Origin of the sequence: Bradyrhizobium sp. AT1 (genome assembly GCF_001590795.1) — a bacterium.
Lineage (GTDB): Bacteria > Pseudomonadota > Alphaproteobacteria > Rhizobiales > Xanthobacteraceae > Bradyrhizobium.
This window is the reverse complement of record NZ_JXDL01000001.1, coordinates 2,785,834-2,806,543: the sequence shown is the minus strand read 5'-3', so window position 1 is coordinate 2,806,543 and position 20,710 is coordinate 2,785,834. Positions and strand designations below refer to the sequence as shown.

The 20,710-nt window shown below is 65.6% G+C and carries 16 protein-coding genes; 9 read left to right on the top strand and 7 right to left on the bottom strand.

Features of this window, described 5'->3' with window-relative positions:
• The first annotated feature begins 114 nt into the window (after positions 1-114).
• Genes SE92_RS13275 through SE92_RS13265 form a run of 3 tightly spaced genes read left to right on the top strand, consistent with a single transcriptional unit; the run spans position 115 to position 6,818 of the window.
• The gene (locus SE92_RS13275; protein ID WP_063196109.1) at positions 115-3,384 is read left to right on the top strand and encodes a transglutaminase family protein; all 3,270 of its coding nucleotides are present in this window, start codon (positions 115-117) and stop codon (positions 3,382-3,384) included.
• Between the two features lie 27 nt (positions 3,385-3,411).
• Positions 3,412-5,943: a circularly permuted type 2 ATP-grasp protein gene (locus SE92_RS13270; protein WP_063196108.1), complete on the top strand. Its 2,532-nt coding sequence runs from the start codon at positions 3,412-3,414 to the stop codon at positions 5,941-5,943.
• Positions 5,940-6,818, top strand: a complete 879-nt coding sequence (locus SE92_RS13265) for a transglutaminase family protein (RefSeq protein WP_063196107.1) — start codon at positions 5,940-5,942, stop codon at positions 6,816-6,818. The genes SE92_RS13270 and SE92_RS13265 overlap by 4 nt, the downstream gene beginning before the upstream one ends.
• Positions 6,819-6,975: 157 nt before the next feature.
• Here SE92_RS13265 and SE92_RS13260 read toward each other — a convergent pair whose 3' ends face one another.
• Positions 6,976-7,587 carry an isochorismatase family protein gene (locus SE92_RS13260; protein WP_245324573.1) on the bottom strand — a complete coding sequence of 204 codons (612 nt, stop codon included), beginning with the start codon at positions 7,585-7,587 and terminating at the stop codon, positions 6,976-6,978.
• 211 nt (positions 7,588-7,798) lie between these two features.
• Complete coding sequence (locus SE92_RS13255; protein WP_063203502.1) at positions 7,799-8,548, bottom strand: pirin family protein; 750 nt, start codon at positions 8,546-8,548, stop codon at positions 7,799-7,801.
• Positions 8,549-8,674: 126 nt separating this feature from the next.
• On the opposite strand from SE92_RS13255, the gene SE92_RS13250 reads away from it, so the two are divergent.
• On the top strand, positions 8,675-9,544 hold the full coding sequence (locus SE92_RS13250) for a LysR family transcriptional regulator (protein ID WP_063196105.1): 870 nt from the start codon (positions 8,675-8,677) through the stop codon (positions 9,542-9,544).
• 199 nt (positions 9,545-9,743) lie between these two features.
• Here SE92_RS13250 and SE92_RS13245 read toward each other — a convergent pair whose 3' ends face one another.
• The 5 genes from SE92_RS13245 to SE92_RS13225 form a co-directional block, all read right to left on the bottom strand.
• Positions 9,744-10,568, bottom strand: coding sequence for a phosphodiesterase (locus SE92_RS13245; RefSeq protein WP_063196104.1), 825 nt, complete (start codon positions 10,566-10,568; stop codon positions 9,744-9,746).
• Positions 10,569-10,635: 67 nt separating this feature from the next.
• Positions 10,636-11,916: an ABC transporter substrate-binding protein gene (locus SE92_RS13240; protein WP_063196103.1), complete on the bottom strand. Its 1,281-nt coding sequence runs from the start codon at positions 11,914-11,916 to the stop codon at positions 10,636-10,638.
• Positions 11,917-11,944: 28 nt separating this feature from the next.
• Complete coding sequence (locus tag SE92_RS13235; RefSeq protein ID WP_063196102.1) at positions 11,945-12,781, bottom strand: carbohydrate ABC transporter permease; 837 nt, start codon at positions 12,779-12,781, stop codon at positions 11,945-11,947.
• On the bottom strand, positions 12,778-13,725 hold the full coding sequence (locus SE92_RS13230; protein ID WP_063196101.1) for a carbohydrate ABC transporter permease: 948 nt from the start codon (positions 13,723-13,725) through the stop codon (positions 12,778-12,780). Before SE92_RS13230 ends, SE92_RS13235 begins: the two co-directional genes overlap by 4 nt.
• A complete protein-coding gene (locus tag SE92_RS13225) occupies positions 13,718-14,869 on the bottom strand; it encodes an ABC transporter ATP-binding protein (protein WP_063196100.1) in 1,152 nt (383 codons plus the stop codon). The genes SE92_RS13230 and SE92_RS13225 overlap by 8 nt, the downstream gene beginning before the upstream one ends.
• A gap of 151 nt (positions 14,870-15,020) precedes the next feature.
• On the opposite strand from SE92_RS13225, the gene SE92_RS13220 reads away from it, so the two are divergent.
• From SE92_RS13220 to SE92_RS13200, 5 genes are all read left to right on the top strand, one after another.
• Positions 15,021-15,920 (top strand): LysR family transcriptional regulator, encoded by a 900-nt coding sequence (locus SE92_RS13220; protein WP_063196099.1) that lies wholly within the window; start codon positions 15,021-15,023, stop codon positions 15,918-15,920.
• Positions 15,921-16,140: 220 nt separating this feature from the next.
• Positions 16,141-16,968: an HD domain-containing protein gene (locus SE92_RS13215; RefSeq protein ID WP_063196098.1), complete on the top strand. Its 828-nt coding sequence runs from the start codon at positions 16,141-16,143 to the stop codon at positions 16,966-16,968.
• 116 nt (positions 16,969-17,084) lie between these two features.
• Positions 17,085-17,984 carry an alpha/beta fold hydrolase gene (locus tag SE92_RS13210; RefSeq protein WP_063196097.1) on the top strand — a complete coding sequence of 300 codons (900 nt, stop codon included), beginning with the start codon at positions 17,085-17,087 and terminating at the stop codon, positions 17,982-17,984.
• 125 nt (positions 17,985-18,109) lie between these two features.
• Positions 18,110-19,321 (top strand): ABC transporter substrate-binding protein, encoded by a 1,212-nt coding sequence (locus SE92_RS13205; RefSeq protein WP_063196096.1) that lies wholly within the window; start codon positions 18,110-18,112, stop codon positions 19,319-19,321.
• A 154-nt stretch (positions 19,322-19,475) separates the two neighbouring features.
• Positions 19,476-20,690 carry an acyl-CoA dehydrogenase family protein gene (locus SE92_RS13200; RefSeq protein WP_063196095.1) on the top strand — a complete coding sequence of 405 codons (1,215 nt, stop codon included), beginning with the start codon at positions 19,476-19,478 and terminating at the stop codon, positions 20,688-20,690.
• Positions 20,691-20,710 lie beyond the last annotated feature (20 nt).

Below are 20,710 nucleotides of genomic sequence, written 5' to 3'. Positions count from 1 at the left end.
CTCGCCACAAACACTCGCCCGCACCTTCCCTAGGCACCCTCTGCCCGTTGTTAGTGCTTGATTGCACCCACATCAGGTGTTCTGCTCAAAAAAGCTGCTGGAGCACCGCACCCCGTGTCGATCTACGTCGCATTGCATCACGTTACGCACTACAAATACGACCGTCCGATCGACCTGGGCCCGCAGACCATCCGGCTGCGGCCGGCGCCGCATACGCGCACGCCGATCCTGAGCTATTCGCTCAAGGTCACGCCATCCAACCATTTCGTGAACTGGCAGCAGGATCCGCAAGGCAACTGGCTCGCCCGCTACGTCTTCCCGGAGAAGACGACCGAATTGAAGATCGAGGTCGACTTCACCGCGCAGATGACGGTGGTCAATCCGTTCGACTTCTTCGTCGAGCCCTATGCCGACAGCTTCCCATTCGAGTACCCGAAGGACCTGAAGACGGAACTCGCGCCGTATCTCGAGACCGTCAAGCCCGATCGTCTGTTCGCGAAATTTCTCGACACGATCCCGCATGAAGCGCCGAACACCGTCAACTTCCTGGTCGACCTCAATCGCGAGCTTCAGAAGCACGTCCGTTACATCATCCGCATGGAGCCGGGCGTGCAGACTCCGGAGGAGACGCTCTCCTCCGGCGCCGGATCGTGCCGCGACTCCGCCTGGCTGCTGATCCAGACGCTGCGTCATCTCGGGCTCGCCGCGCGTTTCGTGTCCGGCTACCTGATCCAGATCCGTCCCGATATCGATCCGATCGAGGGACCACCTGAGGTCGAGAACGACTTCACCGATTTGCACGCCTGGGCCGAGGTCTATCTGCCCGGCGCGGGATGGATCGGGTTCGATGCGACCTCCGGCATGCTGGCGGGCGAGGGGCACATCCCGGTCGCCGCCACGCCGCATTATCGCTCGGCGGCGCCGATCTCCGGCGGCGCCGGCTTTGCAGAGGTCGAGTTCTCTTTCGACATGAGCGTCAAGCGCATCCGCGAGGCGCCGCGCATCACAAAACCGTTCTCGGACGAATCCTGGGCGCGGCTCAACGATCTCGGCGAGCAGGTCGATGGCGATCTCGCGAGCGCCGACGTGCGGCTCACCATGGGCGGCGAGCCGACCTTCGTCTCGGTCGACGATCTCGAAGCGGCGGAGTGGAATACCGAAGCCGTCGGCCCGACCAAGCGCGCGCTTGGCGACGATCTGATCCGCCGCCTGCGCGATCGCTTCGCGCCCGGCGGCCTGCTGCATTACGGCCAGGGCAAATGGTATCCCGGCGAGAGCCTGCCGCGCTGGGCCTTCGGCCTGTACTGGCGCAAGGACGGCGTGCCGATCTGGAAGAACGCCGATCTCATCGCCAGGATCGAGAATCCGCGGCGCGCCGAGACTAGGGATGCCGAGGCCTTCATGGAGGGCACGGTGGCACGGCTCGGGCTCGATCCCGGCTACATCATCCCGGCTTACGAGGACACTGCCTACTGGCTCCAGAAGGAAGCCGAGCTTCCCGTCAACGTCGATCCCACCGATTCCAAATTGGCCGATCCGGAAGCGCGCGCGCGCATGGCGCGCGTGTTCGACGAGGGCCTCAATACGCCGCGCGGCTTCGTGCTGCCGGTGCAGCGCTGGAACGCGCCGCCGCGCTGGCGCAGCGAGCGCTGGGCTCTTCGGCGCAATCATCTGTTCCTGATGCCCGGCGATTCACCGCTCGGTTTGCGTTTGCCGCTCGGCTCGCTCGGCCACGTCCCGCCGAACCAATATCCCTACATCGTCGAACAGGACCCGATGGAGGCGCGCGGCAAGCTGCCGGTGTTCACGCTTCCCGCGCGCCCGGAATCGCCGCCCCGGGCCGCCCCTGAAAATCTCAACACCTCCGTCCCGGTGCGTACTGCGCTGTCGATCGAGGTCCGTGACGACGTGCTCTGCGCCTTCATGCCGCCGGTCGAGCGCATCGAGGATTATCTCGAGCTGGTCACGGTGCTCGAAGCCACCGCCGAGGAGATGCAGCTCCCCGTCCATGTCGAGGGCTATCCGCCGCCGTTCGATCCGCGCATCGACGTCATCAAGGTGACGCCCGACCCTGGGGTCATCGAGATCAACATTCAGCCGGCCAGGAGCTGGCGCGAGGCGGTCGACATCACCACCGGCCTCTATGAGGACGCCGGCAAGGTTCGCCTCGGCGCCAACCGTTTCCTGGTCGACGGCCGCCACACCGGCACCGGCGGCGGCAATCACGTCGTGATCGGCGGCTCGAGCCCGCAGGATTCGCCGTTCCTGCGCCGGCCGGATCTGCTCAAGAGCCTCGTGCTGTATTGGCAGCGGCATCCCTCGCTGTCCTATTTCTTCTCCGGCCTGTTCATCGGCCCGACCAGCCAGGCGCCGCGCATCGACGAAGCCCGCCACGACAGCATCTACGAGCTCGAGATCGCGCTCTCGCACGTGCCGCCGCCGGGCTACCAGACGCCGCTGTGGCTTGTGGACCGGCTGTTCCGGCATCTGCTCGTCGACATCACCGGCAACACCCATCGCGCCGAGATCTGCATCGACAAGCTCTATTCGCCGGAGGGGCCGACGGGCCGGCTCGGCCTCGTCGAATTCCGCGCGCTCGAAATGCCGCCGGACCCGCGCATGTCGCTGGCGCAACAGCTGTTGATCCGGGCGCTGATCGCGAAGATGTGGCGCGAGCCGCAGGCCGGCAAGTTCGTGCGCTGGGGCACTGCGCTGCACGACCGCTTCATGCTGCCGCATTTCATCTGGGAAGATTTTCTGGACGTGCTCGGCGAGCTCAAGGCGTTCGGTTACCCCTTCGAACCGGAATGGTATCTGGCCCAACTCGAATTCCGCTTTCCCGCCTTCGGCCGCGTCCACCATGGCGGCGTCACGCTGGAGCTGCGTCAGGCGCTGGAGCCCTGGCACGTGCTGGGCGAGGAGGGCTCGGCCGGCGGCACGGTGCGCTATGTCGACTCCTCGGTCGAACGGCTCCAGGTCAAGGCCGAGGGCTTCGTCGAGGGCCGCCACATCGTCACCTGCAACGGCCGCCGCCTGCCGATGACTTCCACTGGCCGCTCGGCCGAAGCCGTGGCCGGCGTCCGCTTCAAGGCCTGGCAACCGGCCTCCGGCCTGCACCCGAGCATCCCGGTCCATGCGCCGCTGACCTTTGACCTCATCGATACCTGGAACGGCCGCTCGCTCGGCGGCTGCGTCTATCACGTCGCCCATCCGGGCGGGCGAAGCTACGACACCAAGCCGGTCAACACCTACGAGGCCGAGGCGCGGCGGCTGGCGCGCTTCCAGGACCACGGCCATACGCCGGGGCCGGTCCAGCCGCCGCCCGAGGAACGCACAAATGAGTTCCCGCTGACCCTCGACTTGCGGACCCCGCTCCTGCAATGAGTATGATGGTGGGGCAGGGAGAGGCGCATGGGCGCGGCCGAACAGGACGACAAGGCGGGCAGAACGCAAGGCCAACGTGAAGGCCAGCGTGAAGGCCAGCGCCGCCTCGCGCAATGGGTCCGCGACTATCGCCGCCTGCCCGGCATTCCCGACGAGTTCCTGGGGTCCGACGGCGCCCCGCGCGGGGTCTGGCGCCGCTTCTTCGACGCCTTCGGCGCGCTCGCGCCCGACGAGGTCGAGCGCCGGTTCGGCATGGCCGATCGCCACCTCCGCGAGGCCGGCGTCACCTACCGTGCCCCCGGCGACAGCGCCGACCGGCCGTGGTCAATCAGCCATTTGCCGCTTCTGATCGACGAGGCCGACTGGCAGCAGCTTTGCGCCGGCATCACCCAGCGCGCCGAGCTGCTCGAACGCGTGCTGGCCGATATCTATGGTGAGGGTCGGCTGGTCACCGAGGGCGCGTTGCCCGCGGCCGCGATCGCCGGCAGCCCCGAATATCTTCGCCCCGTCTGCGGCGTGCCGCCGCCAGGCGGGCGTTATCTCTCGCTCTATGCCGCCGATGTCGGCCGCGGTCCCGACGGCCGCTGGTGGGTGCTGGGCGACCGTACCCAGGCGCCGTCAGGCGCCGGCTATGCGCTGGAGAACCGCCTGGTGCTCTCGCGCGCCTTCTCCGATCTCTACAAGTCGATGAACGTGCCCCGCGTCGCGCCGTTCTTCGAGGCCTTCCGCGACAGTCTTCGCGCACGGGCCGATCGCGACGAGCCGCGCATCGGCGTGCTCACCCCCGGCAGCTTCAGCGAGACCTATTTCGAGCACGCCACGCTGGCGCGTTATCTCGGCTTCCTCCTGGTCGAGGGCGACGATCTCGCCGTCAGCGACAACCGCATTCACATCCGCACCGTCGCGGGGTTGAAGCGGCTCGACGTGCTCTTGCGCCGGGTCGATTCCAACTCGCTCGATCCGCTCGAGCTCGATGCCTCCTCGCATCTCGGGGTTCCCGGCCTGATCGACGTGCTGCGCAAGGACGGCGTCGTCGTCGCCAACATGCCGGGCTCGGGCGTGCTGGAGGCGCGGGCGCTGCTCGGCTTCCTGCCGGCGCTCAGCCGCCGCCTGCTCGGCGAAGAGCTGAAGATGCCGCATATCGCGACCTGGTGGTGCGGCCAGCGCAGCGCGCGCGAGGAGGTGCTGGCGCGGCTCGACGAGGTCGCGATCGAAGGCGCCTACCGGCGCGGCGTGCCCGGCTTCGACTCGAGCGGCCCGGTGCTCGCGAGCGAGCTGGCTGCGAGCGACCGCCAGCGACTGGTCGAGGCCATCAATGCGCGCGGCATGGATTATGTCGGCCAGGAGGTGGTGCGGCTTTCGACCATGCCGGTGTGGGAGCAAGGCCAGATCACGCCGCGCCCCTTCGTGCTGCGCGTGTTCGCCGCGGCGACGCCCGACGGCTGGGCGATCATGCCCGGCGGCTTCTGCCGCATCGCCGAACAGCCGGACGCGCGCGCGGTGTCGATGGGCGACGGCGCGCGCGCCGCCGACGTCTGGGTCGTCTCCGACAAGCAGGTCGCGACCGCGACCTTGTTGCCGGCGACCGACAAGGTGCGCATCCGCCGCATCGCCGGCGTGCTGCCGAGCCGCGCCGCCGACAATCTGTTCTGGCTCGGCCGCTATCTCGAACGCGCCGAGGCGACGCTGCGCCTCGTGCGTGCGCTGGGCTCGCCGAGCGGCCCCAACAAGGGCACCGCGGCCTCGCTGCAATCGGCCGAACGGATCCAGCGCCTGCTGGTGGCCTGGGGCGCGATCTCGCAAACCTCGCGCACGGCCGCGGGGCGCATCGTGGCTGAAGCCCTGCAAAGCCCGGAGCGTTTCGGCTCGGCGCTGTCGCTGGTCCGCGCCGCGCAGCGCACCGCGACCTCCTTGCGCGAACGGCTGTCGCCCGATGCCTGGCAGGTCATCACCGAGATGGCCGAGCGTCTCGCCTTCGAGGTCGAGGACGACGACAGCGTGGTGAGCGCGGCCGAGCTCACCCTGCAGGAGCTGGCGAGCCTGGCCGGCCTCGCGCAGGAGAACATGAACCGCGCCGCCGGCTGGCGCTTCCTCGACATCGGACGCCGCACCGAGCGCGCCATCAACACCACGCGCTTCACGCGCCAATTCGCCTATGACGAGGCCGGCGACGAAGATCTCGACATCCTGCTGACGCTGGTGGATTGCCAGATCACCTACCGCTCGCGTTATCTCTTGGCGCCGATCCTGGCGCCGGTGCGCGACCTCGCGGTGCTCGATCCCTACAATCCGCGTTCGGTCGCGTTCCAGGTGGCGACGCTGAACGAGCACATCGCCGCGCTGCCGAGCCTGAAGGAGCACGGCCTGATCGAGAAGCCGCAGCGGCTCGCAGTGGCGACCCAGGCGATGCTCGCAACCGCAGAGGCCGAGAAGCTCGAGGTCAAGACTCTGTTCGCGCTGGAGCAGGACCTGCTCAGCCTTGCCGAGGCGATCGGGCAGCACTACTTCCCGCACGGTCCCAATGCCAGCCGGCCGGAAAAGCTGACGGGGCTGGCGTGATCTACGACATCCGTCACGTCACGACTTACGAATACGAGAGTCCGGTCAGCTTCGCCCGCTGCACGCTGCGGCTGGAGCCGCGCAGCGGCGGTGGCCAGGAGTTGATCTCGCACCGTGTCGAGATCCGTCCGCGTCCCGCCGAGCGGACCGTGCGGCGCGATTTCTTCGGCGCGCTCACCGAGAGCGTGGTGATCGAGGCCGCGCATCGCAATTTGCGCATCGACTCGCGCTCGCGTGTGTCGGTGTCGCGCCAGCCGCCGGCACGCGATGCCGCGAGCCCGCCCTGGGAGAGCGTGCGCGATATCGCCTTCGAGGCGACCAGCCTCGGACCGTCCTCGCCGGTCGGCTATGTCTTCGCGAGCCCGCTGGTGCCGGTGCTGCGTCCGGTCAGCGCCTATGCCGCCGAGAGCTTTCCGCCCGGCGCCGGCATCATCGCAGGCGCGGTCGATCTGATGCATCGGATCCGCGACCAGTTTCGCTACGATCCCAAGGCGACGGTGATCTCGACGCCGCTCGGCGAAGTCTTCGACAAGCGCCACGGCGTCTGCCAGGACTTTGCCCATGTGATGATCGCGGGTCTGCGCGGGCTCGGTCTGCCGGCGGCCTATGTCAGCGGCTATTTGCGCACCATTCCGCCGCCGGGTCAGCCGCGCCTGCAAGGCGCCGACGCCACCCATGCCTGGGTGTCGCTGTGGTGCGGGGCCGAGCTTGGCTGGGTCGATTTCGACCCGACCAACGATCTCCTGATCGGCAACGACCATATCGTGCTGGCGGTCGGGCGCGATTTCTCCGACGTCTCGCCGGTCGACGGCATCATCGTCGGCTCGCCGAAGCAGAAGCTTGGCGTCGCCGTCGATGTGCTGCTGGTGGAGTAGGGCATGTCCTCATAAGGCGTTGGCTTATCAACGCTCAGCGGAGGTCCGCCATTCCAAATATGATCGGCCGGTTGTGACGCGAAGCTCAAGTCGCGCGGCCGCCCTGTTCACGCAGAGCGGCCGCACTATTCGCATCTTTAAGTCGATCTGACTCCATTCAACGCGATGCCCCTTTTGCGGACAGGTATCCCGCCATGTTGTTAGCTGAAAATGGCAGGTGGTCGCCCATCAATTGGGCGTGCGCCCCGCCGGTCGGCGACGCCCAGGAGCCCAGGAGTTCGGCGCCGACCGCGACCCAGGTGATCGGCACGATCCCGGCCTGCACCATGCGGGCGACTGCAGCGTCCTCGACGAGCTTGCTCCAGGTGCCGGAGGCGTCGATCACGGCGTAGACGTCGTAACCGAGTTGCTTCGCAGACAGGGCGGCGAAGGCGACGCAGACCTCCGTCGAGATGCCGGCGATCAGAAGTTTCTTGCGCCCCGTCTTCTTGACGGCCGCTGCGAAGTCATCGTTGTCGAAAGCGTTGATTTGGCCGGGACGGTGTACAATCGCTGCATCCGGAAGGCCCTGTTGGACGACCGGCATGATAGGGCCGTTCGGACCGTCGTGGGCGCTGGTGGTAACGACCGTCGGCAACTTGTAGATCTGTGCGATGGTGACGAGCGCCTTCACATTGTTGATGAACTCGGGCGGGCTCTGGGTCTGTACGCCGTTCGCGAGGCCGGTCTGGTGGTCGACGAAGAGGACGGCGGTGTTGTCTGCGGTCAAGCGATCGTAAGACATGGTCTATTCCTTTCGGGGTTGGGTCGATTGCTTTCAACACATCCAACATGCCGTTGCGGATGTCGGCTCACTAGCCAGCAGGTTCGACACCCCGCGTCTCGAAATGAGGAACGCCAGGTGGGCTGTATGGGCGCAAACGGCGGAAGCCGGAGCGTCCCTATGGAAGCCCCGGCCCTTTGTCTTGAATGTAATTGGTTCAGGCGTGGACGCGTAGGTTTCCGCTGAACATACCGCCCTTGAACACAGGTGCGCTCGAGTCGGTCGCGACCAGCACCAGATCGCTATCGGACCTCGCCTCGACCGAGGTCTCGTCATTGGCGAGGAACGCACCTTCACCTGTTTGCAGGGTTAGGCCGCCGACGCGGGCTTCACCGGAGAAGACGTAGAGCAGCCGGACAGGAGCGTGTGCCGGGAAATTCGGAAGCGCCAGTGTCGTGCCGGCGGTGAGACGGGTATCGTGCACCCAGGCTTGCGACCGGACTTCGAATGGAGCGCCTTCGGGAGCTGAGAGGAGCCGCCAGGCATCGCGGCTCTCGGCCTCGCCGAAGTCGTGGAATTGCACTCTCGGATCCAACGAGGGTGCGCGCGGGCGCAGGAAGATCTGCAAAGCTTCCTGCGGTTCGCTGCCGAGGATCGTCTCTTCATGTTGGAAGGTGTGCCCGGCGTTCATCATCATCAGGCGAGCCGGCCGGATCTCCTCTCGGTGGCCGACAGTGTCCTTGTGGAACATCGATCCGACTCGAACGTATGTCAGGATCTCATCGTCGCGATGGGGATGCATTGCGATGGTGTCGCCGGGATGAATGCGCGCGCGGTCGAGGCGGCCGATCGCGCCGATCCCGCTGTCGTCCTCACCGAAGGTCAGGCCAGGGTACAGGATCTCCAGGGAGAAACCTCGGCTCGGGTCGCCGCGCCTGATCCCGCGTTTCATCTTGATCGTCTTCATGGTCTTGATCCCTTCCTGCTTTGGCGGCGGCATCGCCGCGTTAACCAGAACCAGGCTATCGTTGTGGAATCGGGCACAGTAGTCGCGCCATGTGGTATGCCGTGTAACGTTAACCGGAACGCCGTCATGGAATTGGAAGACCTTCGGACCTTCGTGGAAGTCGCGGATGCCGGCGGCGTCTCGTCCGCCGCGCGTCGGCTCGGCTTGGCCAAGTCGATCATCAGCCGCCGGCTATTCCGCCTTGAGGACGAACTCGGCAGCCAGCTTCTGTCCCGAAATACGCGGGGCGCCGTTCTGACCGAAGCCGGCGTATCGTTCCGCGAGCATGCGGTTCGGATCTGCGGCGAAATCGACGCGGCACGCGAGGAACTCTCGCCGGACGGCGACCTCAGGGGGCTCTTGCGCGTGGCGGGACCGGCATCGTTCGGCCAGCACTTCGCTCCTGCGATAGCAGCGTTCGCCGCGCAACATCCGCTCTTGCAGGTCCACACCCGCTACAGCGACCGCTACGTCGACCTGGTAGCCGAGGGCTTCGATTGCGGGATCCGCGTTGGCTACCTTCCGGATTCCAACCTGGTTGCACGCCGCATCGGCTCTTTCTCCGTCAGTCTGTACGCGAGTCCGCACTACCTCGCGGCGCACGGCGCTCCGGAGAAGCCGGAAGACGTGGTCGGCCACCAGGCCGTCATGATCGGCACCGAGAGCTGGAAGTTCTCCGAAGGCAGGAAGACGATCACGGTCAACCCGCAAGGCCGATTCAAGTCGGACAGCGCGCTAGCCATCGCGGAAGCAATTGCGGCCGGCGTAGGGATCGGCGCGCTTCCGGATGTTATCGCCGCCACCTATGCCGAGGCAGGCAGAATCACGCCAATCATGACCCGGTACCAACTGCCCAAGGTGGGCATCTTCCTTGTACGTTCGCCCGGACAACATCTCGCGCGCAAGGTCAGGGCTTTCATCGAGTTGCTCGTCAACCGGTTCGCTAGAGCGGCGTAGCTTCGATCTCCTCTTTGCACAACCCTCGCAGAGTTTGCCTTCTGGCCCGCGGTTGATGTTCACGAAAATGCCGACTCAGGGCCGCTTGTGGCCCATCTCCGACCTAAGGTGAGGGACGCCAACGCGCCGGAGCGGACCCTGCAAGAAGTGCAGCGCGGGTTTATGAGGAGACGCCCTGCGAACGGCGGGCGCTCGCCGGTCACCGCACCATGGTCTCGCGATCCCAGGCCTGATAGTCGGGCGAACCTTCGATGCGGATCGGACCGTCGTAGCCGTATTCCACCATATGCACGGTCACATAGTCGTCTCCGAAGAACACGACGCCATAGGATTGCGGCAGGTCGGACGCGCTCAGTAGCCTGGTCTCTGAGAACAGCGGATAGCTCGCATGGTTGGTGCCGCGCAGCGAGGAGACGGGAACGCCCGCGACCGATCCGGCCAGCGGCAAGTGACAATGCCCGAAGAAGACGTGGCGGATCTTCGATCGGTTGCGGCCAACGAGCTGCCGGAACGGCGCCTCGTCGAGCAGGCGGATCTGGTCGAGCGGGGCGAGGTGCACCGGCATGGGGTTATGATGCATGAACAGCAAGAACGGCCCGTCATGCTCGGCAAGCCGTGCCTCGAGCCAGCCGAGACGATCGTCGCAATAGCGGCCGGCATGGGTTTCCGGATGGGCGGTGTCGAGGAACAGGCAGCGGCCTGCGGCGGTATCGTGCATGCCCTGGACGAAGCCGTTCTCGTCGGCGAGGTCGGGGAAGACGCTCAGGAAGGCGGCGCGCCGGTCGTGGTTGCCGATGCACAGCCGGACCGGTAGCGGATATTCGTCGATGCGCTGCTTGAGCCATTGATAGTCGGCGGCGTCGCCCCAGTCCGAGAGATCGCCCGTGATCACCATCAGCTCGGCGTCGTGATGATCCTTCAGGGCATGCGCCAGCGCGCGCTCGAAATTGGCGCGCGGATCGCGGCCGCCGATCGTGGAGCCGGCCGCCGTCAGGTGAATGTCGCTCAGATGCAGCAGCTTCATAGTTCCCTCCGTTCGTACGGCACGGGGCGCCGGTGGCGCCCCGTGTTTGGCGAATGTGTCGCGATGATCAGCGCGCGGCGCCGGTCGTCTTCGGCAGCAGCTTCTGCACGTCCGCCGTCATGTCGGCGAGGACGGCTTCGGGTTCTTTGGCGCGGGCCCCCGAGATGATCGAGTTGAGATGATCCTTGATCACGTCGGTGATCTTCAGGCCGTTGTCGCCGGGGAAGGCGTACCATTTGGTGAGCAGCGGGAGCTGGCCGACCGCGGTGTAGTTGTTGGGGTTCTTGACGTAGAAGTCCTTCAGGTAGACGTCGTTCGCGACCTTGTTGGGCGGCATGTAGCCGGTGGTCTCCGCCATGATGGCGGCGCCCTTGGGGCCGGTCCAGAACTTCACCGCTTCCCAGGCGGCGTCGCGCTTGGCCTTGTCCTTGGCGAGGATCAGGACGACGTTGCCGCCAGCCGGCAGCCGGCCGTTCGGGGTGGCGACGTCCGGGAACGGGATCGTTTTCAACGCGAACTTGCCGCCGGTCATCTGCGTGACCTTGTTGAGGTCCGAGGTCGAGGTGACGTGGAAGCCGGTCTTGCCGGCGGCGAACGCCGCGCGCATCGAGGGCTGGTCGAGATTCGGCATGCCGCCCTCGTTGACGAGCCGCGCGATCACGTTGATGGCGAATTTGCCTTCCGCACCGTCAAAGGCGACCTTGGTCTCGTCGGCATTGAGCATGGTGCCGCCGCGCGCGAACACCGGGGCTTGCCACAGCCAGTTGCCGGTGATGTCCCACGCATAGGTGATGCCGTTGGTGTCGTTGCCGAGCGCCTTGATCTTCCTGGCGAGCGCGATCAGCTCGTCCCAGCTCTTCGGCAGGTTGTTCACGTCGCCACCGGCCTGCTTCACGAGGTCGAGATTGACGTAGACGATGGGCAGGGAGATCGCGAAGGGAAGGGCGTAGACTTTGCCGCCGGCGGTCCCGATGTCGTACATCGCCTGGTGAAAGCCCTGCTTGTCGAAGTCCTTTTCGGCGGCGATGTAGCCGCCGAGCTCGGCCGGGATGTTCTTGTCGACCAGGACGCGGATGCGGTTCAAGCCCTGGAACGACACGTCCGGCATCTGATTGGTAACGGCCTCGCGCAGCACTTTCTGGGTGGCGTCCTCGTAGGATTCGTAAGGCGCCCGCATCGTGACCTTGATCTCCGGGTGCACCTTGGCGAACTCGTCGGCGATGCGCTTGTGCGTTTCGGTGAACAGCTCCGGATAGGGATACTGCATCACGATCTCGGTCTTGGTCTGCGCGAGCGCAGAGCCGGCCGCAAGCGACAGAGCCGCCGCGGCGATGATGGACTTCAGCATGGATAGACTCCTGTTTGAGGTGACGTGGTTACTTGATCCCGGTGAGGGTGATGCCCTCGATGAAGCGGCGTTGGGCAAAGAGGAAAGCGATGACGAGCGGGGCGATGATCACCATCGCCGCGGCCATCAGCGGGCCGTAGCTGGTGCCGGCCTCGTTGTTGCGGAAATGCGCGACCGCAAGCGGCGGCGTACGCAGTTGCTCGCTGTTGAGCACGATCAGCGGCCAGAAATAGTCGTTCCAATGCGCGACCACGGAGAAGATGCCGAAAGCCGTGACCGCCGGGATCGCGGCCGGCAGCATCACCCGCCAGACGATGCCGAATTCGGAGATGCCGTCCATGCGCGCGGCATCGACGAGATCGTCCGGCACGGTTTTGAAGAACTGCCGCATCAGGAAGATGCCGAACACCGAGATCGTGAAGGGCAGGACGAGCGCGGCATAGCTGTCGAGCAGGCCGACCTTGTGCAGCAGGAGGAAGACCGGGATCGCGGTCGCCTGCGGCGGGATCAGGATCCCGAACAGGACCAGTGCGAACAGCGTCTGGCGGCCGACGAAGCGAAGCTTTGCCAGCGCGTAGGCCGCCGGCAGCGCCACCATGATTTGCAGCACGAAGATCGAGATCGTGACGATGACGCCGTTGAGCAGGAAGCGCAGCAGATTGGCCTTGGCGAAGGCCTCGCGCAAATTCTCCGCCAGCGCGAAATGGTGCGGGATCAAATGCAGCTCGCTGGAGAAGACCTCGGTCTGCGGCTTGGACGCGGTCGAGATCATCCAGATGAAAGGCGCCAGCATGATCGCGGCGCCCGCGATCAGGAGCACATGGCGGAGGATCGCCCGGAGCGTGAGGGAGTGTGTGCGGCTCATGTGTAGTGCACGCCGCGATCGGCGAGCCTCGATTTGATCAGCGTGAGCGCGAGAACGAACACCAGGAAGACGACGGTGATGGCCGCGGCGTAGCCCGAGCGGAAGAACTCGAACCCTTCCGTGTACATGGTGTGGATCAGGACCTCGGTGGATTTCGACGGGCCGCCCTTGGTCAGCACGTGCACCGTGTCGAACACCTGGAAGGAACGGATGCCGGAGATGACGACGACGAAGGTCGTCACCGGCCCGAGCATCGGCCAGGTGACGAGGCGGAAGCGTGCCCAGCCGCTCGACGCGCCGTCGATTTCGGCCGCTTCGTAAAGCTGCTTGGGGATGGAGACGAGGCCGGCGAGAAACAGCACCATGTTGAAGCCGACCGCCTGCCAGATGCCGATCGCGCACAGCGCGTACAGCGCCGTGTTGCGGTCCTGCAGCCAGGCGAAGGCCGGCAGGCCCGCGCCGCGCAACAGCCCGTTCACCAGGCCGAATTGCGGATGCAGCATGAATTCCCACACCACCGCCATGGCGATCAGGGTCGCCATCACAGGGAGGAAATAGATCGTCCGATAAAGGCTGCGCAGGCTGGTGCCGCTCTGGATCAGCAGCGCGATTGCAAGGCCCGCGATCACGGCGCCGGGCACCACGACCACGACATAGGTCAGCGTGTTGCGCAGCGCGGTCCAGAACACCTTGTCGGCGAAGAGGTCCTGGTAGTTGGCGAGCCCGATCCAGGAGAAATGCGGCGCGCCGAGCTGATAATCGGTGAAGGAGAGGGCGATTACGCCGGCGAGCGGGCCGAGCAGCATGACCAGCATGAGCGCGGCGGCCGGCGTCACCAGCGCATAGGCGGCGTATGCGCGTCGGCTGCCATGCGCCGGCAACGGCCGCCGCGCGGCAGCGGCCGGGACGATCGCGGCGTCAATGGTCATCGAGCCGTCAGACATGGGCGGGCTCGCGGATGCGCTCGGCCTGCTCGGCTCTCAGCTCGATCCGTTTCCCGGCCGGATCGAACACCCGCACGGCGTCGGACGCGAAGCCGAACGCGAGTGTGCTTCCCATCGCGGGCAGGTGCCTGACGTCGGCGAGCCGCGCGATCAGGCGCAAGCCGGCGCCTTCGATCGCAAGATGCACGAAGGCCTCGGCGCCGAGGTTCTCCAGATGGACGACGCTTCCGGAGAACGGCCCGGCGCCCAGCTCGATCCGCTCCGGGCGCACGCCGACACGACAGTCGCCGGCGGTAGCGTTGCACGCGAGCCTCAAGGCGGTCCCCAGCACGTCGATGCCGCCGTCCTTCCGGATCCGGCCGGGCAGGATGTTGATCTTCGGGCTGCCGATGAATTCGGCGACACGGATGTCGCCGGGATCGTTGTAGATCTGCGCGGGCGTGCCGGCCTGAATCAGTTCGCCGCCCATCATCACGGCGATCCGGCTCGACATGGTCATCGCCTCGGCCTGGTCGTGCGTGACGTAGACGAACGTCGCCTCGAGGCGGCGATGCAGCTCGGCGAGCTCGGCGCGCATGTGGACGCGCAGCTTGGCGTCGAGATTGGAGAGCGGCTCGTCGAACAGGAAGGCGCGGGGCTCGCGCACCATGGCGCGTCCGACTGCGACGCGTTGCCGCTGTCCGCCGGACAATTGCCCGGGCTTGCGCCGCAGCAATGGCGCGATGTCGAGCTGCTCGGCGATGGCCGTGATGTCGGCGCGGATGGCCCGTTCCTTGGCGCGCCGGCCCGGCAGCAACGGGCCGAGCAGCGGCAGCCGCTCGATCGCGGAGAGGCGCCGCATCCGCAGCGGCACGGCGATGTTGTCGAAGGTACTCAAATGCGGATAGAGCGCATAGGATTGGAAAACCATCGCCAGGTTGCGCGCGCTCGGACGAACGGCGTCCACGGAGTGGCCGTCGATGCGGACCTCGCCGGAATTCTGCGGCTCGAGCCCGGCGATGATGCGGAGCAGGGTCGACTTGCCGCAGCCGGAAGGACCGACCAGCGAGATGAACTCGCCGTCCTCGATCCGGAAATCGATGCCTTTGAGGACGTCGGTCCCGTCGAAGGATTTGCGGATTGCGGAAAGCTCGATTTGCGCCATTCGCGCTGGTCCCCTGCTGCCTGTTGCGGCGCATGAGGAGTAGGGACGGCATCTGACAGTCACATAACGGTCAATGGCATTGCTTATGCTGATCCCAGGTTTTGCTTTTGCCGGCCCCTGAGGCCGAGATATCGGTCGTGGAGTCGTTGTCGTGGCGTTGACGTCGTCGCGTATTCGGGCGGTCAATGCGGTGTTCGATACCGGCAGCTTCGCCGCCGCAGCGAGGAAACTGGGTGTGTCGCAGCCGGCGGTCGCGCAGCTGGTGCGAGATCTGGAGGCCGAGTTTGCCGTTGCGCTGTTCGACCGGCACGGACAGAGCCTGATCGCGACGCCGCTCTGCCGGCGCCTCTATGCGGCGACGAACCGGATGCAGGCGCTCGAGACGGATGCGCTCTCCATTCTGGAGCAGCGCGACGAGCTGGCCGGAGGCGAGATTCGCATCGGGCTCGGCAACGCGATGCCGGGCATGGCTCTGATCGCGGCCTTTCGCAATCTGTATCCGAAGATCCAGATCAACATCGAGATCGGGAGCTGGTCCACGATCATGGCGGCCGTGGTCGACCAGCGCGTGGACGTCGCCGTGCTGCCGGAAGTGCCGCAGGACAATCGCTTCCGCCGCGAGCCCTGCGTGCAGCAGCGTGTCGTCGCGATCTGCCATCCCGTTCACGACCTCAGCCGGGAATCGCGCGTGTCGGCCGTCAGCCTGACGCAATATCCGCTGGTATTTCGGACCCGGGATTCCGCGACCCAGCGCGCCGTGGACAGGGCGTTTCGCGCCGTCAATCTGCGCGCAAGTCCGGCGATCGTCGTCAACACGCGCGAGGGAATGCTGGAGGCGGTCGCCAATCGGCTCGGTGTCGGCTTCGTCTGGGAGCACGGCTCGAGCCGTATCGATCGCATCGCCAAGGTGGCGATCGCGGAAATCGAGGCGGAATCGCCCGAATATATCTTCTCGCTGGCCGGCAAACGCGGCAAGCTGGTCGAGCTGTTCTATCTGGCCAGAAGCCTTTCGCGCGCGGCTGATGGCGCCGACATCCTGTCCGCCCCCTAACGCGAAGGGGGTGCGGGCACCTTCCGCCAAATCTCCTTCAGGATGTAGCGAAGCGCAACCACAACTGAAATGTTGCGCAGCGGCAATGTAACATATTTGCGAATTTTTGCTGCGGAATTTGGTCAGGCGGCCAAAGATGGGCTATGCTGGTCCTTGCGTCGAGACCAAGAGAGACGTCGGGAGAGAGCGTGGGACACCAGCGGCGGACGGGGCTGCATCCATGATAACCTTACCGAGACTGGCGGCTGAATCCCTCGAGGACTTCCTCGGTAAGTTCATGCGTCGGCGGTACGATGAGGCGTCTGCCGGCATTATCGCGAGCGCCACCCGCACCGCGATGGAATGCATCGGCAACAGCGATGCGCTCTATCACAATATCGAGCATACGATGCTGGTGACGTTGGCGGCCCAGGCCATCCTGCGCGGCCGAAGCCTTCATACCCATCTATCGGGTGACGACTACGTCCATATCCTGATCGCCTGCCTGGCGCATGACATCGGCTATGTGCGCGGACTGTTCGAGGAGGACGATGCCGACGGCTTCGTGATCGACGCGGCCAACAACAAGATCTCGTTGCCGCGCGGCGCGTCGGACGCGAGCCTGATGATGTATCACGTCGATCGCTCGAAGCTCTACGTGACGCGGCGGCTGCGGCATATTCCGGGCGTCGATCCCGAGCGCGTGGCCCGCGCCATCGAGGGTACGCGCTTTCCGGCCCGCCAGGGCCAGGAATACGACGACGAGGCCTCGATCCTGCGCGCCGCCGACTTCATCGGTCAGCTCGGCGACCCCAATTATCTGCGCAAGGCCAACGCGCTGTATTACGAGTTCGAAGAGGTCGGCATGAATCGCCAGCTCGGCTACGATTCGCCGGCCGACATCGTGAACCGCTATCCACAATTCTATTGGAACAGCGTCGCGCCCCACATCCAGACCGAGATCGGCTATCTCAACAAGACCGAGATCGGCCGGCAATGGATCGCCAATCTCTACAGCAACGTGTTCCGCGCCGAGCGCGACATCTCACTGTCCGGGCCGCAGAAGTAAGTCGGCTCTCGTAGCCCGGATGGAGCGAAGCGGAATGCGGGGCCTCTGCATCCGCAAATCCCGGATTACGCTTCCGCTCCATCCGGGCTACGGCTGCCCAACTCCGTGAGAAGACCATGCAACAAAAAACCGTCACCACGGATATCCTCGACATCGCCTATCGCGAATACGGCGCGCCCGACGGCTGGCCCTGCATCATGGGCCACGGCTTTCCCTACGACGTGAACGCCTATGCCGAGACCGCGCCTGTTATCGCCGAGGCCGGCGCACGCGTGCTGGTGCCCTGGCTGCGCGGCTACGGGCCGACGCGTTTCCGCATCGCGTCGACCTTGCGCTCCGGCGAGCAGGCTGCGCTCGGCGCCGACCTCCTGGCCTTCATGGATGCGCTTCATATCGAGCGTGCGGTCGTCGGCGGTTATGACTGGGGCGGACGCGCGGCCTGCGTGGTCGCGGCGCTCCATCCCGAGCGCGTGATCGGCCTCGTCTCCGGCAATTCCTACAACATCCAGAATATCGCGAAATCCATGGAGCCGGCCTCGCCGCCGGAGGAAGCCGCGCTGTGGTATCAATATCTCTTCCACAACGAGCGTGGCCGCCGCGCGCTGGAGCGCGACCGCCGCGGCTTTGCCCGCCAGCTCTGGGCGATGTGGTCGCCGAAATGGAAATTCGACGACGCGACGTTCGAAACAAGCGCGGTGTCGTTCGACAATCCGGACTTCGTCGATGTCGTGATCCATTCCTATCGCCACCGTTATGCGCTGGTCGCGGGCGATCCCGCCTATGCGGGAATCGAGGCCAAGCTCGCCGAGCAGCCTCCGATCCGTGTCCCCACCATCGCGATCGACGGCGACAGCGACGGCGTCAATCCCGGCACCGCCCATCATGCGCGCAAGTTCGAGAGTGCCTTCGAGCGGCGCGTCTTCATCGATGCCGGTCACAATCTGCCGCAGGAGCGGCCGGCCGAATGGGCGCAGGCCGTGATCGACGTGCACGAGGCGGTGCGGCGATCGGGCTGAACGGCCGCAACGCCATCAGCAACTCGACGCAAGACCATCTTGCGGAACTCCGCTGATCTGACGCGCTGACAAAAAGCAGCGCGCCGCGCGACACCTCGCGCGGTGATGATCCCCAGGGAGAAACCATGAAAGCCGCTTTGGTCCTGGCCGCAGCACTGGCTGCCGCCTGCCTGCCGACGTCAGTCTCCGCGCAAAAATCCTACGGTCCTGGCGTCACCGACACCGAGATCAAGATCGGCAACACCATGCCCTATAGCGGGCCGGCCTCGCCGCTCAGCATCACCGGCAAGGTGATCTCCGCTTATTTCGACGATGTGAACGAGAAGGGCGGCGTCAACGGCCGCAAGCTCAACCTGATTTCCCTGGACGATGCGTTCTCGCCGCCGAAGACCATGGAGGCGGCGCGACGCCTCGTCGAAGGCGACGGCGTCGCCTTCATCTTCGCGACCATGGGCACCGCGCCGAGCTCGGCGATCGCAAAATATCTCAACAGCAACAAGGTGCCGCAGCTGTTCCTGATCAGCTCGGCCTCCAAGTGGAACGATCCCGTCAACATGCCCTGGTCGATGGCGCTGCCCTGGGCGCCGAACTACACCAGCGAGGCCGCGATCGACGTCGCCTATGCCCGCGCCAAGAACCCGAATGCGCGCTTTGCGGTGCTCTACCAGAACGACGACGCCGGCAAGGAATACTTACGCGGCGTCAAGGAAGCGCTCGGCGCCGATGCCGACAAGGCGATCGCGATGGCCTCGAGCTTCGAGGTCGCTGACCCCACCGTCGATTCCCAGGTGCTGACGCTGGCCAACACCAAGGCGGATGTCTTCATGATCTATTCGGTGACGCCGCGCGCCTGCGCGCAGGCGATCCGGAAAGCGCACGAGGTCGGCTGGCAGCCGATGCGGTTCCTCGCCAGCGGCTGCGCCAACAAGGCGACCGTGATGGTGCCGGCGGGCCTCGACGCCGGCAAGGGCGTGCTGTCGCTCGGCTCGCTGAAACCCTTCGTCGAGCAGCCGAAGAACGATCCGGCGATGGCGGCCTATATCGACTTGATGAAGAAGCGCCTGCCCAACGCCGACATCAACAACGTCGCCGGCCTCTACGGCTACACCGTTGCCGAGGCGCTGGTGGTGCTGCTGAAGCAGTGCAAGGACAATCTGACGCGCGAGAACATCATGGCGCAGGCCGCGAATTTGAAGAACGTGCCGCTCTCGCTGCTGATGCCCGGCATCACGCTGAACACCACGCCGCAGGATTTCCGCCCGATCAAGGACGGCTATATGCTGCAGTTCGACGGCAACGACTGGGTGGTGGCGAGCGAGCTCTTGAAGGGGACGTGAGGGATCTCTCTCCGCGAATTCGGATTCGTAGGGTGGGCAAAGGCGCCCTTGCGCCGTGCCCACCATCTCTCTCGGTCGCATAGAAATGCGTGGGCACGCTCCGCTTTGCCCACCCTACGACAGCGGCGCACGGCGTAGCGAACAGGAGACACCCATGGACTTTCACCACTCCGCCCGTTCGCTGGAGCTGCAGGACCGCGTCCGGCAATTCATGCGCACCCATGTCGAGCCGGTCGAGGAGCTCTATTACGAGCAGGTGAAGCCGGAAGCCGCGCGCTACAGGACGCCGCCGATACTGCAGGATCTGAAGAAGATGGCGCGCGAGCAGGGGCTGTGGAACCTGTTCCTGTCAGGCGAGCACGGACCGGGCCTCACCAATCTCGACTATGCGCCCGTGAAGGAGATCATGGGCCGCATTCTCTGGGCGCCCGAAATCTTCAACTGCTCGGCCCCCGATGTCGGCAACATGGAGGTGCTCGCGAATTACGGCACCAAGGCGCAGCAGGAGCGCTGGCTGAAGCCGCTGCTGGAAGGGCGCATCCGCTCCGGCTTCTCGATGACGGAGCCGCAGGTCGCCTCCAGCGACGCCACCAATATCCAGTGCGCCATCACGCGTGACGGCAACGACTATGTCATCAACGGCCGCAAATGGTTCACCTCGGGCGCGATGAACGAGGATTGCGAGATCCTGATCGTGATGGGGAAGACCGCCCCTGATGATCCCGACCGCCACCGGCAGCAATCCATGATTCTGGTACCCAGGAACACGCCCGGCGTCCGCATCGTCCGCGACATGCTGACCTACGGCTACGACGATGCCCCGGCCGGCCACCCCGAGATCGTCTACGACAACGTCCGTGTGCCCGCCGAGAACATTTTGCTCGGCGAAGGGCGCGGCTTCGAGATCGCGCAGGGGCGGCTCGGCCCCGGTCGCATCCATCATTGCATGCGCCTGATCGGCTGCGCCCAGCGCGCGCTGGAATTGATGTGTCAGCGCGCGGTGTCCCGTACGGCCTTCGGCAAGCCGCTGGCCGAGCAGGGCTCGGTGCGCGAGGACATCGCGCATTCCTTCTGCGAGATCGCGCAGGCGCGGCTGCTGACGCTGCAAGCCGCCGACAAGATGGACCGCGAGGGCAACAAGGCCGCGCGCGACCTGATCGCCGCGGCCAAGATCGTAGTGCCCGGCATGGCCGCCCGCGTCATCGACCGCGCCATCCAGATCCACGGCGCCGCCGGCGTCTCGCAAGACACCTTCCTCGCGCGCGCCTATGTCTACGCCCGCTTCATCCGCATCGGCGATGGGCCCGATCAGGTGCACCTCGCCGCGGTCGGGAAAGAGCTGATCAAGCGCGGCGGGGTGATGGGATAGGCGGATGGCTGCTTCACGAA

What these genes read in the sequence shown, in the direction of transcription:
- SE92_RS13270 (WP_063196108.1), top strand. Translation starts at nt 3,412, where the DNA reads ATGGGCGCGGCCGAACAGGACGACAAGGCGGGCAGAACGCAAGGCCAA.
- SE92_RS13255 (WP_063203502.1), bottom strand. Translation starts at nt 8,548, where the DNA reads ATGAAGACGATCAAGATGAAACGCGGGATCAGGCGCGGCGACCCGAGC.
- SE92_RS13250 (WP_063196105.1), top strand. Translation starts at nt 8,675, where the DNA reads ATGGAATTGGAAGACCTTCGGACCTTCGTGGAAGTCGCGGATGCCGGC.
- SE92_RS13245 (WP_063196104.1), bottom strand. Translation starts at nt 10,568, where the DNA reads ATGAAGCTGCTGCATCTGAGCGACATTCACCTGACGGCGGCCGGCTCC.
- SE92_RS13240 (WP_063196103.1), bottom strand. Translation starts at nt 11,916, where the DNA reads ATGCTGAAGTCCATCATCGCCGCGGCGGCTCTGTCGCTTGCGGCCGGC.
- SE92_RS13235 (WP_063196102.1), bottom strand. Translation starts at nt 12,781, where the DNA reads ATGAGCCGCACACACTCCCTCACGCTCCGGGCGATCCTCCGCCATGTG.
- SE92_RS13230 (WP_063196101.1), bottom strand. Translation starts at nt 13,725, where the DNA reads ATGTCTGACGGCTCGATGACCATTGACGCCGCGATCGTCCCGGCCGCT.
- SE92_RS13225 (WP_063196100.1), bottom strand. Translation starts at nt 14,869, where the DNA reads ATGGCGCAAATCGAGCTTTCCGCAATCCGCAAATCCTTCGACGGGACC.
- SE92_RS13215 (WP_063196098.1), top strand. Translation starts at nt 16,141, where the DNA reads ATGATAACCTTACCGAGACTGGCGGCTGAATCCCTCGAGGACTTCCTC.
- SE92_RS13210 (WP_063196097.1), top strand. Translation starts at nt 17,085, where the DNA reads ATGCAACAAAAAACCGTCACCACGGATATCCTCGACATCGCCTATCGC.
- SE92_RS13205 (WP_063196096.1), top strand. Translation starts at nt 18,110, where the DNA reads ATGAAAGCCGCTTTGGTCCTGGCCGCAGCACTGGCTGCCGCCTGCCTG.
- SE92_RS13200 (WP_063196095.1), top strand. Translation starts at nt 19,476, where the DNA reads ATGGACTTTCACCACTCCGCCCGTTCGCTGGAGCTGCAGGACCGCGTC.